The organism is Herbaspirillum sp. 1130 (assembly GCF_017833835.1).
Lineage (GTDB): Bacteria > Pseudomonadota > Gammaproteobacteria > Burkholderiales > Burkholderiaceae_D > Herbaspirillum > Herbaspirillum huttiense.
In genome coordinates this window covers 46,087-60,152 of record NZ_JAFICQ010000003.1, presented here as the reverse complement: position 1 = coordinate 60,152, position 14,066 = coordinate 46,087, and the positions used below count along the sequence as shown (strand labels likewise).

The 14,066-nt window shown below is 64.0% G+C and carries 12 protein-coding genes; 7 read left to right on the top strand and 5 right to left on the bottom strand.

Features of this window, described 5'->3' with window-relative positions; translation table 11 throughout:
- Window positions 1-72 precede the first annotated feature (72 nt).
- Both JOD78_RS13975 and JOD78_RS13970 read left to right on the top strand, forming a co-directional pair.
- Window positions 73-633, top strand: a complete 561-nt coding sequence (locus JOD78_RS13975) for a DUF4337 domain-containing protein (RefSeq protein WP_121037913.1) — start codon at window positions 73-75, stop codon at window positions 631-633.
- 155 nt (window positions 634-788) lie between these two features.
- Window positions 789-1,727, top strand: a complete 939-nt coding sequence (locus JOD78_RS13970) for a DMT family transporter (protein ID WP_209531876.1) — start codon at window positions 789-791, stop codon at window positions 1,725-1,727.
- Between the two features lie 18 nt (window positions 1,728-1,745).
- On the opposite strand, the gene tcdA is transcribed toward JOD78_RS13970, so the two are convergent.
- From tcdA to yajC, 4 genes are all read right to left on the bottom strand, one after another.
- The gene (tcdA, locus tag JOD78_RS13965; RefSeq protein ID WP_134134608.1) at window positions 1,746-2,594 is read right to left on the bottom strand and encodes a tRNA cyclic N6-threonylcarbamoyladenosine(37) synthase TcdA; all 849 of its coding nucleotides are present in this window, start codon (window positions 2,592-2,594) and stop codon (window positions 1,746-1,748) included.
- Window positions 2,595-2,727: 133 nt separating this feature from the next.
- Complete coding sequence (gene secF, locus JOD78_RS13960; protein ID WP_039788956.1) at window positions 2,728-3,672, bottom strand: protein translocase subunit SecF; 945 nt, start codon at window positions 3,670-3,672, stop codon at window positions 2,728-2,730.
- Between the two features lie 70 nt (window positions 3,673-3,742).
- Window positions 3,743-5,647 (bottom strand): protein translocase subunit SecD, encoded by a 1,905-nt coding sequence (gene secD, locus JOD78_RS13955; RefSeq protein WP_121037904.1) that lies wholly within the window; start codon window positions 5,645-5,647, stop codon window positions 3,743-3,745.
- Between the two features lie 164 nt (window positions 5,648-5,811).
- Window positions 5,812-6,144, bottom strand: coding sequence for a preprotein translocase subunit YajC (gene yajC / locus JOD78_RS13950; RefSeq protein WP_088757356.1), 333 nt, complete (start codon window positions 6,142-6,144; stop codon window positions 5,812-5,814).
- A gap of 271 nt (window positions 6,145-6,415) precedes the next feature.
- Here yajC and chrA point away from each other — a divergent pair, with 271 nt between their 5' ends.
- The gene (chrA, locus tag JOD78_RS13945; protein ID WP_209568705.1) at window positions 6,416-7,660 is read left to right on the top strand and encodes a chromate efflux transporter; all 1,245 of its coding nucleotides are present in this window, start codon (window positions 6,416-6,418) and stop codon (window positions 7,658-7,660) included.
- A 22-nt stretch (window positions 7,661-7,682) separates the two neighbouring features.
- Here the strand turns inward: chrA and JOD78_RS13940 are convergent, their stop codons facing one another.
- Window positions 7,683-7,982: a hypothetical protein gene (locus JOD78_RS13940; RefSeq protein ID WP_121037898.1), complete on the bottom strand. Its 300-nt coding sequence runs from the start codon at window positions 7,980-7,982 to the stop codon at window positions 7,683-7,685.
- 368 nt (window positions 7,983-8,350) lie between these two features.
- Between JOD78_RS13940 and JOD78_RS13935 the strand changes: the two genes are divergently transcribed.
- The 4 genes from JOD78_RS13935 to JOD78_RS13920 are packed head-to-tail and all read left to right on the top strand — an operon-like array spanning window position 8,351 to window position 14,000.
- Window positions 8,351-10,549, top strand: a complete 2,199-nt coding sequence (locus JOD78_RS13935) for an ATP-binding protein (RefSeq protein ID WP_121037895.1) — start codon at window positions 8,351-8,353, stop codon at window positions 10,547-10,549.
- Window positions 10,530-11,567, top strand: coding sequence for an HD domain-containing phosphohydrolase (locus JOD78_RS13930; protein WP_209568707.1), 1,038 nt, complete (start codon window positions 10,530-10,532; stop codon window positions 11,565-11,567). Before JOD78_RS13935 ends, JOD78_RS13930 begins: the two co-directional genes overlap by 20 nt.
- Entirely contained in the window at window positions 11,564-12,532 is a 969-nt protein-coding gene (locus tag JOD78_RS13925; protein ID WP_121037892.1) for an HDOD domain-containing protein, read from the top strand. The genes JOD78_RS13930 and JOD78_RS13925 overlap by 4 nt, the downstream gene beginning before the upstream one ends.
- Entirely contained in the window at window positions 12,519-14,000 is a 1,482-nt protein-coding gene (locus JOD78_RS13920; RefSeq protein WP_121037889.1) for a PAS domain S-box protein, read from the top strand. The genes JOD78_RS13925 and JOD78_RS13920 overlap by 14 nt, the downstream gene beginning before the upstream one ends.
- Window positions 14,001-14,066: the final 66 nt, after the last annotated feature.

Here is a 14,066-nt window from a genome sequence, read left to right as displayed (position 1 = left end):
GGAGGTGAATCGTTGATGGGACGCTGCCCGCGTGCCGGGCTGCCCTCCTTTTCCCACATTACAAGAACCATCATGACGGAAGCCACCGAAAACCTGGAACACGCCGAGCACGCCCATGCCTCCGGCAACAAGAAGCTGGCCTTGCTCATCGCCATCCTGGCGCTGGTGCTGGCCATTACCGAAACCCTGTCCAAGTCCTACCAGACCGAGGTCATCCTGAAGCATCAGGAGGCGGCCAACCTGTGGTCCTTCTTCCAGGCCAAGTCGGTGCGCGGCAATGCGGCGCAGCTGGCCAAGCAGCAACTGACCTTGCTGGGCAATCCCAAGGATGAACGCATCAGCGCGGCCGTGGCCAAGCTCGACGACGCCATCGCCCATTACGACAGCGACGAGAAGAGCGGCGAAGGCAAGAAGGAACTGTCCCACAAGGCGCGCGAAGCCGAGCATGAAGCGCATGCCTACATGGAGAAATACGAAAAGATGGAAATGGCCGCCGGCATGCTGCAAGTCGCCATCGTGCTGGCCTCGGCCACCATCATCACCGGCGTGGCCGTGCTGGCCTACCTGTCGATGGGCATCGGCGTGGTGGCGCTGGCCTTTGTCGGTGCGGGCTTGTTCGGCACCGCGATCTGAACGGCTTGACCGCACAGCAGACCAACGCCGGCCTCGTGCCGGCGTTTTCGTTTCCGCCCTCGCCCGCCACAAGAAAACCGTAGCCTGCAACAATCCTTCCCGCGTCGGCTGGGGCATACTGCCCCCCTTTGCAACATGGCTGGCTTTGATTCCCGATGAGTTCCAACACGATCCTGCAAGGCATTTTTTATGGCGCACTGGCCGGTGCCGCCTGGGGCCTGGTATTCCTGGCCCCTGAACTGACGCGCGCCTTCTCGCCCTGGCAACTGACGGCCGGTCGCTATCTCGCCTACGGACTGTTCGCAGCGCTGCTGATCGCGCCGCGCATCAAGAAACTGCTGCCACACCTGGGCCGTGACGAATGGCGTGCGCTGGTGTGGCTGAGCCTGTTGGGCAATGTGGTGTATTACGTGTTCCTGGCCAGTGCCGTGCAACTGGGGGGCATGGCCATGACCTCGCTGGTGATCGGCTTCCTGCCGGTGGCGGTGAGCATCATCGGCAGCCGCGGCCATGGCGCGGTCTCGCTGCGCAAGCTGGCCCCGTCGCTGGCCTTGGGCCTGGCCGGCATCGCCTGCGTGGCCTGGCAGTCGCTATCCGGGTCGGCTGGAGGCGATATGAAGCAAAGTGTCATCGGCTTCTTCTGCGCCCTGGCCGCATTGGCCTCCTGGACCACCTATGCGGTCGGCAACAGCCGCTGGCTGGCGCGCCTGCATGAAGTTTCTGCGCACGACTGGAATTTGCTGATCGGCGTGGTCACGGGGCTGCTGTCGCTGTTCATCGCAGTGCCGGCCTTCACGGTGATGCTGCAGCCGCATCCGGGCAGCGAGTGGATGCATTTCGTGGCGGTGTCGGCGGGAGTGGCGATCTTTGCGTCGCTGTTCGGCAATGCCTGCTGGAACAAGGCCAGCCGCCTGCTGCCACTGACCATGATCGGGCAGATGATCCTGTTCGAGACCCTCTTTGCCCTGCTCTACGGCTTCCTGTGGGAACAGCGTTGGCCGACCTTGCTGGAGATCGCGGCCATGGTGCTGGTCACCGTCAGCGTGCTGCTGTGCGTGTCCGCGCACCGGGTCGATGAGGGCGGCGGGCACTGAAGCCCCCGCCTCCTTGCCTCAGCTGGCCTTCTCGGCCAGCTTCTTCAAGACATGCGCTGCGGCCACCAGGCCGAAGGTGGCCGTGACCACCATGGCCGAGCCGAAACCGGCGCAATTCAGCCCTGTCACGCCAGCTTGCGTGCTGTCGGCGGCATCCTCGCCCACATCCAGATCTTCTGCCGGCGCGATCTCGCAGGCTTCGCCCTCGGCCAGATCCGGGAAACGCAGCGGTTCCGTCGAGAACACTGCGTCGATATGAAACTTGTTCTTGGTCCCGCGCGGGAAACCATGCTGTGAACGCAGGCGCTTGCGCACCTTGGCCAGCAGCGGTTCCTGCTCGGTGCGGCAGAGGTCGCGGATCTCGATTTGGGTCGGATCGATCTGCCCGCCGGCGCTGCCGATGGTGACCATGGGCATGCCGTTCTGGCGACACCAGGCGATCATGGCCACCTTGGCCGGGACATTGTCGATGGCGTCGATGACGTAATCGAAACGGCCACCGCCCAGCATCTGCTCGACATTCTCCGGATCGACGAAATCCTCCACCTCGGTGACCACGCAGGTCGGATTGATCTGCCGGATGCGCTCATGCAGGGCCGTCACCTTGGCCTGTCCCAGGGTGCCGGTGAGCGCATGGATCTGGCGATTGACATTCGATTCAGCCAGGTTGTCCAGGTCGATCAGGGTCAGGTGGCCGATGGCGCTGCGGGCCAGCGCCTCGACGATCCAGGAGCCCACGCCGCCGACGCCGACCACGCACACGCGCGCCTGGCCGAAGCGTTGCAGGGCTGCCGCGCCGTACAGGCGGGCAACGCCGCCGAAGCGGCGCTCATAGTCGATATCGTTCAGATCGATGGATGCGGTCATGATGAAAAAAGGGGAATGCAGTGATGCGCTGTCGTGAAGATCAGCATTATCCCGCCTTTGCGGGCCTTTCATGAAAAAGGGCCGCTGCGTGATCGCGGCGGCCCTCCCTGTGCAACGCAGGTGAATCTGGAAATCAGACCACTGCGCCGCCGTTTTCGTCCTTGACCTTGACCGGCTTGATCAGGTCTTCGCGCTTCACGCCCAGCCACATGGCCAGCGCTGCGGCGACGAACACCGAGGAATAGATACCGAACAGGATGCCGATGGTCAGCGCCAGCGCGAAATAATGCAGCGTCGGGCCACCGAAGAAGAACATCGCCAGCACCATCATTTCAGTGCTGCCGTGGGTGATGACGGTACGCGACATGGTGCTGGTGATCGCGTGGTTCAGGACTTCGGGCGCGGAAAGCTTGCCGAAGCGGCGATCACGGAAGGCTTCGCGCACCCGGTCGAACACCACCACCGATTCGTTGACCGAGTAGCCCAGCACGGCCAGGATGGCGGCCAGCACGGTCAGCGAGAATTCCCACTGGAAGAAGGCGAAGAAGCCCAGGATGATGATGATGTCGTGCAGGTTGGCGATCACCGCCGCCACCGCGAACTTCCATTCGAAGCGGAAGGCCAGGTAGATCACGATGCCCAGCACCACCATGCCCAGGGCCAGCAGGCCATCATGGGCCAGTTCATCGCCCACCTGGGGGCCCACGAATTCCACGCGCTGCAGGCGCACGTCCGGATCCTCTGCCTTCAGGGCGGCATTGACCTTTTCGCTCTGCTGGCTGGCGTTCACGCCGGCTTGGGCGGGCAGGCGGATCATCACGTCCTGGGCGGTGCCGAAGCTTTGCACCAGGGTGTCGCGGTAACCCAGTCCTTCAATCGACTTGCGGATCTTCTCCAGGTCGGCCGGCTTGTTGTAGGCCACTTCCATGACCGTGCCGCCGGTGAATTCGATGGAGAAGTGCAATCCCTTGGAGAACAGGAAGAACACCGCGGCCACGAAGGTCAGTGCCGAGATCGCATTGAAGATCAGGGCATGACGCATGAAGGGAATGTCTTTTTTGATGCGGAAAAATTCCATCACTATCCTTTCGGTGCCGGCACCACCTGCAGCGGGGTGCCTGGCTCAAATCTGGCTGTGCTGCTGGTGATTACTTGGCGTCGCGCTTGGCGGCGGCCTTGCCGGAAGTCGAGAGCACATCGCCCTCGGGCTTCCAGATCTGGCCGATGGCCAGGCCCGACAGACGCTTCTTGCGGCCATACCAGAGGTTGACCACACCGCGCGAGAAGAACACGGCCGAGAACATCGAGGTCAGGATGCCCAGGCAGTGCACCACGGCGAAGCCGCGAATCGCGCCGGAGCCGAAGATCAGCAGCGCCAGGCCGGCGATCAGGGTGGTAACGTTGGAGTCCAGGATGGTCGCCCACGCACGGTCGAAACCGGCGGCAATCGCTGCCTGCGGCGAATTGCCGGCGCGCAGTTCTTCACGGATGCGTTCGTTGATCAGCACGTTGGAGTCGATCGCCATACCGAGTGCCAGCGCGATGGCGGCAATACCCGGCAGGGTCAGCGTGACCTGCAGCGTGGACAGCAGCGCCACCAGCAGCAGCACGTTCACCGACAGCGCCAGGGCGCTGAAGAAACCGAACAGCTGGTAGTAGATCACCATGAAGACGGCCATGGCCAGGAAGCCATACAGCACCGAATCAAAGCCCTTCTTGATGTTGTCGGCACCCAGTTGCGGGCCGATGGTGCGCTCTTCGATGATGTCCATCGGTGCGGCCAGCGAACCGGCGCGCAGCAGCAGGGCCAGGTCGCTGGCCGCTTCGGGCGAACCCATGCCGGTGATCTGGAAGCGTGAACCCAGTTCGGAACGGATCGTGGCCACGGTCAGCACTTCGCCCTTGCCCTTTTCGAACAGGACGATGGCCATGGCCTTGCCGACCTTGTCACGGGTGGCTTCGCGCATCTTGCGGCCGCCGTCGCCGTTCAAGTCGATGCTCACCGCCGGCTGGTGGTTTTCATCGAAGCTGGCCGAGGCGTTGGAGATGTAGTCGCCGGTCAGCACCGGTTCCTTGTTCAGCACCACGGGTGCGCCCTTGCCGATCTTGAACAGTTCGGAGCCGAAGGGGATGGCCGAGGTTTCTTCGGTGCCGCGCACCACGCTTTCATCGACCATGCGCACTTCCAAGGTCGCGGTACGGCCGATGATGTCCTTGGCACGCGAGACGTCCTGCACGCCCGGCAGCTCGACCACGATGCGGTCGGCGCCCTGGCGCTGGATCAGCGGCTCGGCCACGCCCAGTTCGTTGACACGCTTGGACAGGGTGCTGATGTTCTGCTTGACGCCGTCTTCCTGAGTCTGCTTCAGGGCTTCCGGACGCAGGGTGGCGATGAGTTTGAGGTCATCGCCGCTGCCGGCGTCGGTGAGCAGCATTTCCTGCAGCTCGCCCAGGGCGGCGCGGGCCTTGTTGCGGGTATCGGCATCGCGGAAGGAAATCTCGATGCTGTCGCCCGAGCGGTTGATGCCGCTGTGGCGGATGTTCTTGTCACGCAGCAGGCTGCGCACGCTGGCTTGCATGCCTTGCAGGCGCTTGTTCAGGACCGCCTTGATGTCGACCTGCATCAGGAAGTGCACGCCGCCGCGCAAGTCCAGGCCCAGGTACATCGGGAAGGCGTGCAGGCTTTGCAGCCATTGCGGGGTATTGGGCAGCAGGTTGAAGGCGACGATGTAGGTCGGGTCGCTGGGGTCGGTATTGAGTTCCTTCTCCAGCAGGGCCTTGGCCTTGAACTGGATGTCGGTGGTGGCAAAGCGGGCTCGCACCGAGGGCTGCGAACCGGCATTGTCGAACGCCACGCTCTCTGCGCCGAGATTGCCTTGTTTCAGGATCTGATCGACACGGCCGGCCACGGCAGGCTCGACCTTCAGGGTCGACTTGGCACTGCTGATCTGCACCGCGGGGGATTCGCCGAAGAAGTTCGGGACGGTATAGATCACGCCGAACAGCAGGGCCAGGACGATCAGTGCGTATTTCCAGAGAGAGTAACGATTCATGGTCTTGTGCTTCTTGCTTGCGGGAGAGGGAGGCAGGGACCTGCCGCCCTGTTCAGAACGGGTGCCAGGAACCGGAAGTTTCTGCACACCGTTCTAACGACATGGGCGCATCAGCGATGCGCCCATGGGTTCGCCGGTTCAGGCCGGCCAACCGGTGAGGCCGATTACAGGCCCTTGATGGTGCCCTTGGGCAGCAAGGTGGTGACAGCGCCCTTTTGCACGATGACTTCGGTGCCTTCGGAGACTTCGATGGTGATGTAACCATCGGCCACCTTGGTGATGCGGCCCAGCAGACCACCGGAGGTGACGACTTCGTCGCCCTTGCCCAGTGCGTCCATCATGGCTTTCTGTTCTTTCTGACGCTTCATCTGCGGGCGGATCATCAGGAAATACAGGACCACGAACATCAGGATGATCGGCAGGAAGCTGGCCAGGTTGCCCATCGCGCCACCAGGGGCTGCTGCGGCCGTTTGCGCGTATGCGTCGGAAATAAACACGTAAGGCTCCAAAGGTTGATTGAAAAATAGCCCTGCATTCTAGCACTGCGCAGGCACCAAACCGCCAAATCGGGGTGCATTGCCGCAGATCAAGGGGGCACCAGGCAAAATCGGGCTTTTTGTCACCTGCGCAAACTGGAAAAGCGGCGTATCCCGCATGAAATGGCAGAGCACATGAAAAAAGCTTCATTTCGCCCTCAAGCCGCCCCTAATATAGACGGCGCGCCGGCCTCCTGCCCCGCGCGCCCGATTCACCCCGATCCGACACCGCATGCCTGCCTCCCCCGCTCCCGAACCCGCCACCCCCACTGCCTTGCCCGCCGCCCCGCGCCAACCGGCGTGGGCGATCTTTCTGGTCTTCCTGCGGCTGGGGCTGACCTCCTTTGGCGGGCCGGCCGCCCATCTCGGCTATTTCCGCCATGAATTCGTGGCCCGGCGGCGCTGGCTGTCCGAACAGACCTATGCCGACCTGGTAGCCATGTGCCAATTCCTGCCCGGCCCCTCCAGCAGCCAGGTCGGGCTGGCCATCGGCCTGATCCGGGGCGGCTATCGCGGTGCGCTGGCGGCCTGGCTGGGCTTTACGCTGCCCTCGGCGCTGCTGCTGATGGTGGTGGCCTTGTCGGTGCTGGAGGATGCGCACTGGCTCTCCGGGGAGGTGGTGCACGGCTTGAAGATCGTGGCCGTGGCCATCGTGGCGCAGGCGGTATGGGGGATGGCGCAGACGCTGTGCCGGGGACCGGTGCGCCTGGCCATCATGGTGCTGGCCGCGCTGGCGGCCTGGCAGCTGCAGGGCAGCCTGGTACAGCTGGGGGTGATCGTGGCCGCCGGTCTGGCCGGACGGCTGCTGCTGCACGGCCCGCAAGTTGTCCTGCAGGAACATCTGCCACTGGTGGTCAGCCGCCGCACGGGGCGCGCCTGCCTGCTGTTGTTCTTCGTCCTGCTGGCGGGCATTCCGCTGCTGGCCGCGCTCCATCCGGCGGCCTGGCTGCAGCAGATCAACATCTTCTATCGCGTCGGTTCCCTGGTCTTCGGGGGCGGCCATGTGGTGCTGCCGCTGTTGCAGGCCGAGCTGGTGCCCACGGGGTGGGTCGACAAGGATGTTTTCCTGGCCGGTTATGGCGCAGCCCAGGCGATCCCCGGCCCGCTCTTCACACTGGCGGCCTATCTGGGCGTGGTGATGTCTTCCTGGCCCAATGGGGTGGCCGGTGGCGTACTGTGCCTGCTGGCCATCTTTGCGCCGTCCTTCCTGCTGGTGACCGGGCTGCTGCCGTTCTGGGATGCGGTGCGCCGTCAGGCCGCGATGCAGGCGGTGCTGGCGGGCGTCAATGCCGCGGTGGTGGGATTGCTGCTGGCAGCGCTCTACCAGCCGGTGTGGACCAGCGCCATCTTCGGCGGGCGTGACCTGCTCATTGCGCTGGCGGCCCTTGCTGCTCTGGTGTGGCTGAAACTGCCCTCCTGGGCGGTCGTGCTGCTGGCGGTGCTGGCCGCGGCCCTGCCGGCGCTGGCCGGGATCTGACTGGCGAGCAGTTGCAGCGGACTCAGTAAACCACCACCACCGAACGCTCCTGCTGGTTCACCAGCAGAAAGGCACGCCCATCCGGGCTGCCCACCGGCGCGGCACCACAGGTATTGGTCACGGCCGCCATGCCATTGATGATATTGACCACCACGTTGCAGCGCGTAGTCACCAGCACCGAGATGGAGAGCTTGGCCGTGGTGGCCGCCTGCAAATGCGGCCAGGCCCAGCAGCCAAGCGTGAGCAGAAGCAGCGCGGCATGCCAGCGCAGCAGGTCAGGACGGGCCAGTCGGGCGCGTGCCATCGAGGGGGGATGTGCCATGGTGCGGGCTCCTTTTCGGGTTGGGCCACTGCATTGTTTGGTTGTGCGGTCATCTTAAATAAATTAATCGAATAAATCAATAAAATTAATTTGACAGAACAAAATAATAATATTGCTTATTTCGAACTTGCAGCGGAAGCCGCGCAGTACCAGCAGCAGCGTGACAGAGGCCAATTATTATCGCAATGACAAGCTCATCATTGTGCCGCATTTTGACCACAGACGGGCTTCCCCAGCGGAACAAATAAAACAATTTCGGCAATTTGCGAACCGATTCGTTATAATTGATTCCATTCAAACCCGCACTGCCTCTTCGCACTTGCGGGCGGAATCGAACCGGAGTCGGGAAACATGGAGACAAGCTCGTGATGCCAGGCAGCACCCACAACAATGCGCAGCACGCCCCGGCGCGCCCGCGCGACGGGCGTTTGCCGCTGGCGCTGGCCGAGGCCGGCTTTGCCGTGCTGACGGTGGCCGCGCTGTGGCATGCCGACCTGCCGCCCTGGCTGATCGTGGGACTGCTGGCGCTGTGGCTGGTACGGGCCCTGATCCTGCTGCGCCTGCTGCGCGACCATCAGCGTGCCGCGCGCAACCTGGTCCTGGCCAAGGAAGCGGCCGACCAGGCCATGCTCACGCGCGGGGCCTTCCTCTCCACCATGAGCCACGAAATCCGCACACCCATGAATGCGGTACTGGGCATGGCCGGACTGTTGCGCACCACGCGCCTGGATACGCAGCAAGCCGAATTCGCCAAGGCCATCGAGGATTCGGCCAATGCCCTGCTGGGCATCGTCAATGACGTGCTGGATTTCTCCAAGATCGACGTCGGCAAGATGGACATCGCCGTGGTCGAGTTCGACCTGCTGGAAGTGGTGGAAGCCAGCGCCGAAGCGCTGTCCTTCAAGGCGCACGAAAAGCGCGTGCGCTTGCTGGCGCACGTCGATCCGCGCCTGCCGGTGCGGCTGCTGGGCGACCCCGGACGCATCCGCCAGGTCCTCCTGAACCTGCTGGGCAACGCGCTCAAGTTCACCCATGTGGGCGAAGTGCTGCTGCGGGTGCAGGCCTTGCACGTGTCGGGCGATCACTGCCGGGTGCGTTTCGAGGTGCGCGACAGCGGCATCGGCATGGATGACGATACGCTGCGCCGCCTGTTCTCGCCCTTCTCGCAGGCCGACAACTCGGTCACCCGCCAATACGGCGGCACCGGCCTGGGCCTGTCGATCTGCAAGCGCCTGGTGGAACTGATGGGCGGCAAGATCGGCGTGGAGAGCACGCCCGGTAACGGTTCCTGCTTCTGGTTCGAACTGGGCATTCCCGTGGCGCAACCCGCGCAGTTCGCCACCCGTCCGCATGCAGCCAAAAAACGACAGGTGGCCCTGCTCGAAACGCACGATGCCAGTGCCGCCATGCTGCACGAATACCTGCGCGGGGCCGGGCTGGAAACGGTGCGCTACAGCAGTGCCAGCGACGCCCTGGCGGCGCTGACCGGCCCGGCGGCCACGGCCACCGGCATCGATACCCTCATCGTCAGCAGCGAGATCCGGGATGTGCCGCCGGCCGCAGTGCTGGCACGCCTGCACGCGGAAAGGCCGACAGTTACGTGCGTGCTGCTTGACCATGGCGTACACGGCCTTAATATAGACGGAAAATCAACGTCGCCAGCCCTGCAGTTGCCGCTGCGCAAGCAACAGCTGCTGCGTGCGGTCGATCCGCAGGCGGGAGGCAAGGACGCGGCCGACGGGGAATTGACGGCAGCGCGCCCGGCCCGGGCGTCCCATCCGGGGCAACAGGGGCAGCAGGAACAGCGCGAACTCCTGCTGGTGGAAGACAACGTGATGAACCAGAAGGTGGCGGTGTACCAGCTCAATGCCATGGGCTACGCGGTCGATATCGCCTCCAACGGTGCGGAGGCGCTGGAGAAGCTGGCACGGCGCGCTTACGCGCTGATCCTGATGGATTGCCAGATGCCGGTGCTGGATGGCTACGAAACCACGCGCCGCATCCGGCGTCTGCAGGGCGAGCTGGCCCACACCCCCATTGTCGCGATGACCGCCAATGCCATGGCCGGGGATCGGGAACAGTGCCTGGAGGCCGGTATGGACGATTACCTGACCAAGCCTTTGCTGCGCTCGCAACTGGCGGCGATGCTGGAGCATTACCTGCCGGCGGCGCAGGAAGCGGCCGCCGACACCGGTGCTGCGCCGCTCATGCTCGACGAGAGCCGCCTGCAGGAACTGTTCGGCGAGGACACCGTGCTGGCTGGCCAGATGCTGGACATGTTCGTCGAACACACTACGCCGGTCATGGACGATCTGGCGCGGCATTGCCAGGCCAGCGATCCGCTGCTGGGCGAGATCCAGGCGCTGGGCCACCGGCTGGCGGGCAGCTGCCTGAACCTGGGCATCCAGGCGCTGGGACAGGCGGGACGCAACATGGAATTGGCGGCACGCCAGGGCGAACTGGCACACGTGCGCAAGCTCGCCGAGGAGTGCGCAAGCGCCTTCGCCGCCTTGCGACAACACCTAAAAGAGAGGGCCGGGGGAACACATGAAGATTCTGATCGTTGACGACGACAAGACCAATCTGTCGCTATTCACGCACATGCTGGCGCAGTTGCCCGATACCAGCATCAGCACCTGCCCCGATGCGTACGAAGCGCTGGACTGGTGCGGCAGCCACGATCCGGACCTGATCCTGCTGGACTACATGATGCCGGGCATGGATGGCCTCGATTTCCTCTCGCGTTTTCGCGCCATGCCTGGCCAGGAAATGACGCCGGTCATCATGATCACCGCCGACATGGGCCTGCAGGTGCGGCACAAGGCGCTGCAGATGTCGGCCAATGATTTCCTGTCGAAGCCGGTGAACCGGGTGGAACTGCTGGCGCGGGTGAAGAACATGCTGGCCATGCGCAAGTCGCAGCTGGCCATGAGCCGGAAGATCGAAGACTTGTCTGAAGAGGTGGAACAGAAGGCGCAGCAGAGCACCAGCCTGGCGCTCAATTCGGTGGACCTGCTTTCGCGCGCGGCCGGCTATCGCGATCCGGAAACGGGCGAACACCTGGTGCGCATGTCCAATTACACCCGCATCATCGCCGCCCATCTCGGCTTGCCCAAGGAGGAGCAGGACCTGCTGCTGGCAGCCTCCCCCATGCACGACATCGGCAAGATGGGCATCCCCGACCATATCCTGCTCAAACCCGGACGGCTGGACGAGGAAGAACTGAAGGTCATGCGCCTGCACGCGCAGATCGGTGCCGACATCTTGCGCGGCAGTCCGTCCTCCCTGCTGCAGACGGCCTCCCGGATCGCGGAGACCCATCATGAAAAATGGGATGGCAGCGGCTACCCCAATGCGCTCAAGGGCGACGAGATTCCTTTGTATGGCCGCATCGTGGCCGTGGCCGACGTGTTCGATGCGCTGACCTCCTCGCGACCTTACAAAAAAGGCTGGAGCCTGGAAGACGCAGCGCGTTATCTGCGCGACAATGCGGGCAGCCACTTCGATCCGCGCTGCGTGGAAGCCTTCTTTGCCGGCTGGGAGGAAGTGGTCGATATCTACAACCGCAACCAGGACGGCAAATGATGCTCACCTTCATTGAACCCACGCTGTTCGAGAAGCTCAGGAGCGCCCAAGCCCTGCCCTCGCCCGGCGGGGTGCGCCTGACCATCATGCGCCTGTGTGCGCAGGATGATCCCGACATGCATGAACTGATCCACCTGGTGCAGGCCGATCCGGCCCTGTCCGGGCGCATCATCCGCATCGTCAACGTACTCAATGCCGACCGCGTGCGCCCGATCGCCTCGGTCAGCATGGACAGCATGCTGCTGGTCGGCCTGCAGGCCGTGCGCCAGTTGGCCCTGGCGCTGTCGCTGGCGGAAACGACGGCCCCGGCCTCCTGCGCCAACTTCAAGCTGCCGGCCTTCTGGGCCCACAGCTTCGCCATGGCCTGCAGTGCCCAGGCCATCAGTGGCCACACCCGCGTGGCACCGCTGGGAGAAATGTTCACCACCGGCCTGCTGGCCAACATCGGCAAGCTGACCCTGGCCTCGGCCCATCCGGCCGGCTATTCGTCGCTGCTGACGCGCCCGCTGGAACCGTCGGGGCAACTAGCGATGGAACAATCGCTGTTTGGCTTCAATCACCTCAACATCGCGGCGGCACTGATGCAGGACTGGAAGATCCCGGAACTGTTCTGCGATGCCGTGCTGCACTACGAAGCCCCGGCCCTGCCGGAGGAGCTGCCGGCTCCGCGCCCGCTGGAAATCATCTGGACCCTGTATCTCTCGGCCGCCATGGCCGAACTGGGCTGCGGCACACCGCAGGTCGCCGAGGCCGCCCTGCCCAAGATCGCGCGGGCGCTGCCGCAACTGCAACTGGCACCGAATGATTTCCCGGCGCTGTATCAGGCCGCAGGGGAGGACTGGCAGGATTGGACCCAGACCATGCACCTGACCGCCAAGACCCTGTGGCAGGGTCTCCCGGGGCAGGTCCACGACAAACTGCTGCGCCTGCAAGAGGCCGTCGGCGGAGACGATGCAGGCACTTGAACAACTGCTGCTCAGCGAAGCACCCGACGCCTATGTCCTCATGGACATGCAAGGCGGCGTGGTCTACTGGAACCGCTGCGCCGAACAGATCTTCGGCTACAGCGGCCAGGAAGTGCTGGGCCAGCATCTGTCGGACTTCATCGTGCCGCCCGAGCGGCGCGCAGAGGAAGAGCGGGTGTTCGCCGATACGCTGGCGCTGGGCCGGGCCGAATGCCAGTCCATCCGCCGCCGCAAGGACGGCTCGCTCTTGCACCTGTCAGTCTCCAACAAGCTGTTGCGCGATGAGCAAGGGCAACCGCAATACGTGCTGTCCTGCAAGCGGGACATCAGCCAGGCCACGGTGCAGCGTGACATCAGCCTGATCGCGGCCAGTGTCCACGGGCTTTATGATTCGCTGCCCGACGGCATCATCGTGGTCAACGCGCTGGACCGCGTGGTGCTGGCCAATCGCCGCGCCGGCGAGCTGTTCGGCTGGGAGGTTGGCGAACTGACCGGCCGTGCCATCGATGTCCTGATCCCGCAGCGCTTCCTGGCCATGCATGCGCAAAACCTGGCGGAGTACCTGTCCGGCCGCGCCGCTCCGGCCAGCAATACCACGCCCGACCTGTGCGGGCTCAAGCGCAATGGCAGCGAATTCCCGGTTGACGTCAGCCTGAGCCCGCTGGCCATCGAGGGCGAGACCTTCCTCATGATCGCCGTGCGCGACATCAGTGACCGCAAGCGCATCGAAGAAGATCTGGCCGAAAAGAACCGCGCCTTGCAGGAGGCCGTGGAGTCGCGCAACCGCTTCCTGGCCAATACCTCGCACGAGCTGCGCACGCCCCTGAACGCCATCCTGGGCTTTACCGAAATCCTGCTCACACGCATGGGCGGACCGCTCACGGCCGAGCAGGAACAACAGCTGCAGACCGTGCATGAAAGCGCCCAGCATCTGCTGGGACTGATCACCAGCCTGCTGGATGTCTCGCGCATGGAGGCCGAGGCGGAAGACCTGATCCCCGAGGCCCTGCTCTGCTCGGAACTGATCGAGGAAGCCGTGGCCGTACTGCGCCCGGCCGCAATGAAGAAAGGCTTGCAGCTGGAGCTGGCACCCTATGCGGGCGAAGTGCGCATCCATGCCAACCGGCGCGCCCTGGCGCAGATCCTGATGCACCTGGTCGGCAACGCGATCAAGTTCACCGATCGCGGCCAGGTGCTGGTGAAGCTGCGCCAGCAACACCACGACAAGACCCTGACCAGCTGGATCGAGGTCAGCGACAGCGGCTGCGGCATCAGCGAACAGGACCAGCAGAAGCTGTTTCGCGCCTTCACCCAGCTCGACGCCACCGCCTCGCGCAAGCACGAGGGCATGGGCCAGGGCCTCTACCTGAGCCAGAAGCTGGCCAACCACATGGGCGGCACGATTACGGTACAAAGCCGGGTCGGGACCGGCAGCCGTTTCACGCTCTGCCTCGAAGAGAGCACTTGAGCCAGCGCATGCCGTGACATCTCGGCGTGCGCCAATCCACCACAACAGCGTAGAATCGCGGCACAA

Coding starts and splice junctions, on each gene's coding strand:
- JOD78_RS13935 (WP_121037895.1), top strand. CDS start 8,351: ATGCCAGGCAGCACCCACAACAATGCGCAGCACGCCCCGGCGCGCCCG.
- JOD78_RS13940 (WP_121037898.1), bottom strand. CDS start 7,982: ATGGCACATCCCCCCTCGATGGCACGCGCCCGACTGGCCCGTCCTGAC.
- JOD78_RS13930 (WP_209568707.1), top strand. CDS start 10,530: ATGAAGATTCTGATCGTTGACGACGACAAGACCAATCTGTCGCTATTC.
- JOD78_RS13975 (WP_121037913.1), top strand. CDS start 73: ATGACGGAAGCCACCGAAAACCTGGAACACGCCGAGCACGCCCATGCC.
- chrA (WP_209568705.1), top strand. CDS start 6,416: ATGCCTGCCTCCCCCGCTCCCGAACCCGCCACCCCCACTGCCTTGCCC.
- secD (WP_121037904.1), bottom strand. CDS start 5,647: ATGAATCGTTACTCTCTCTGGAAATACGCACTGATCGTCCTGGCCCTG.
- tcdA (WP_134134608.1), bottom strand. CDS start 2,594: ATGACCGCATCCATCGATCTGAACGATATCGACTATGAGCGCCGCTTC.
- JOD78_RS13970 (WP_209531876.1), top strand. CDS start 789: ATGAGTTCCAACACGATCCTGCAAGGCATTTTTTATGGCGCACTGGCC.
- JOD78_RS13920 (WP_121037889.1), top strand. CDS start 12,519: ATGCAGGCACTTGAACAACTGCTGCTCAGCGAAGCACCCGACGCCTAT.
- secF (WP_039788956.1), bottom strand. CDS start 3,672: ATGGAATTTTTCCGCATCAAAAAAGACATTCCCTTCATGCGTCATGCC.
- JOD78_RS13925 (WP_121037892.1), top strand. CDS start 11,564: ATGATGCTCACCTTCATTGAACCCACGCTGTTCGAGAAGCTCAGGAGC.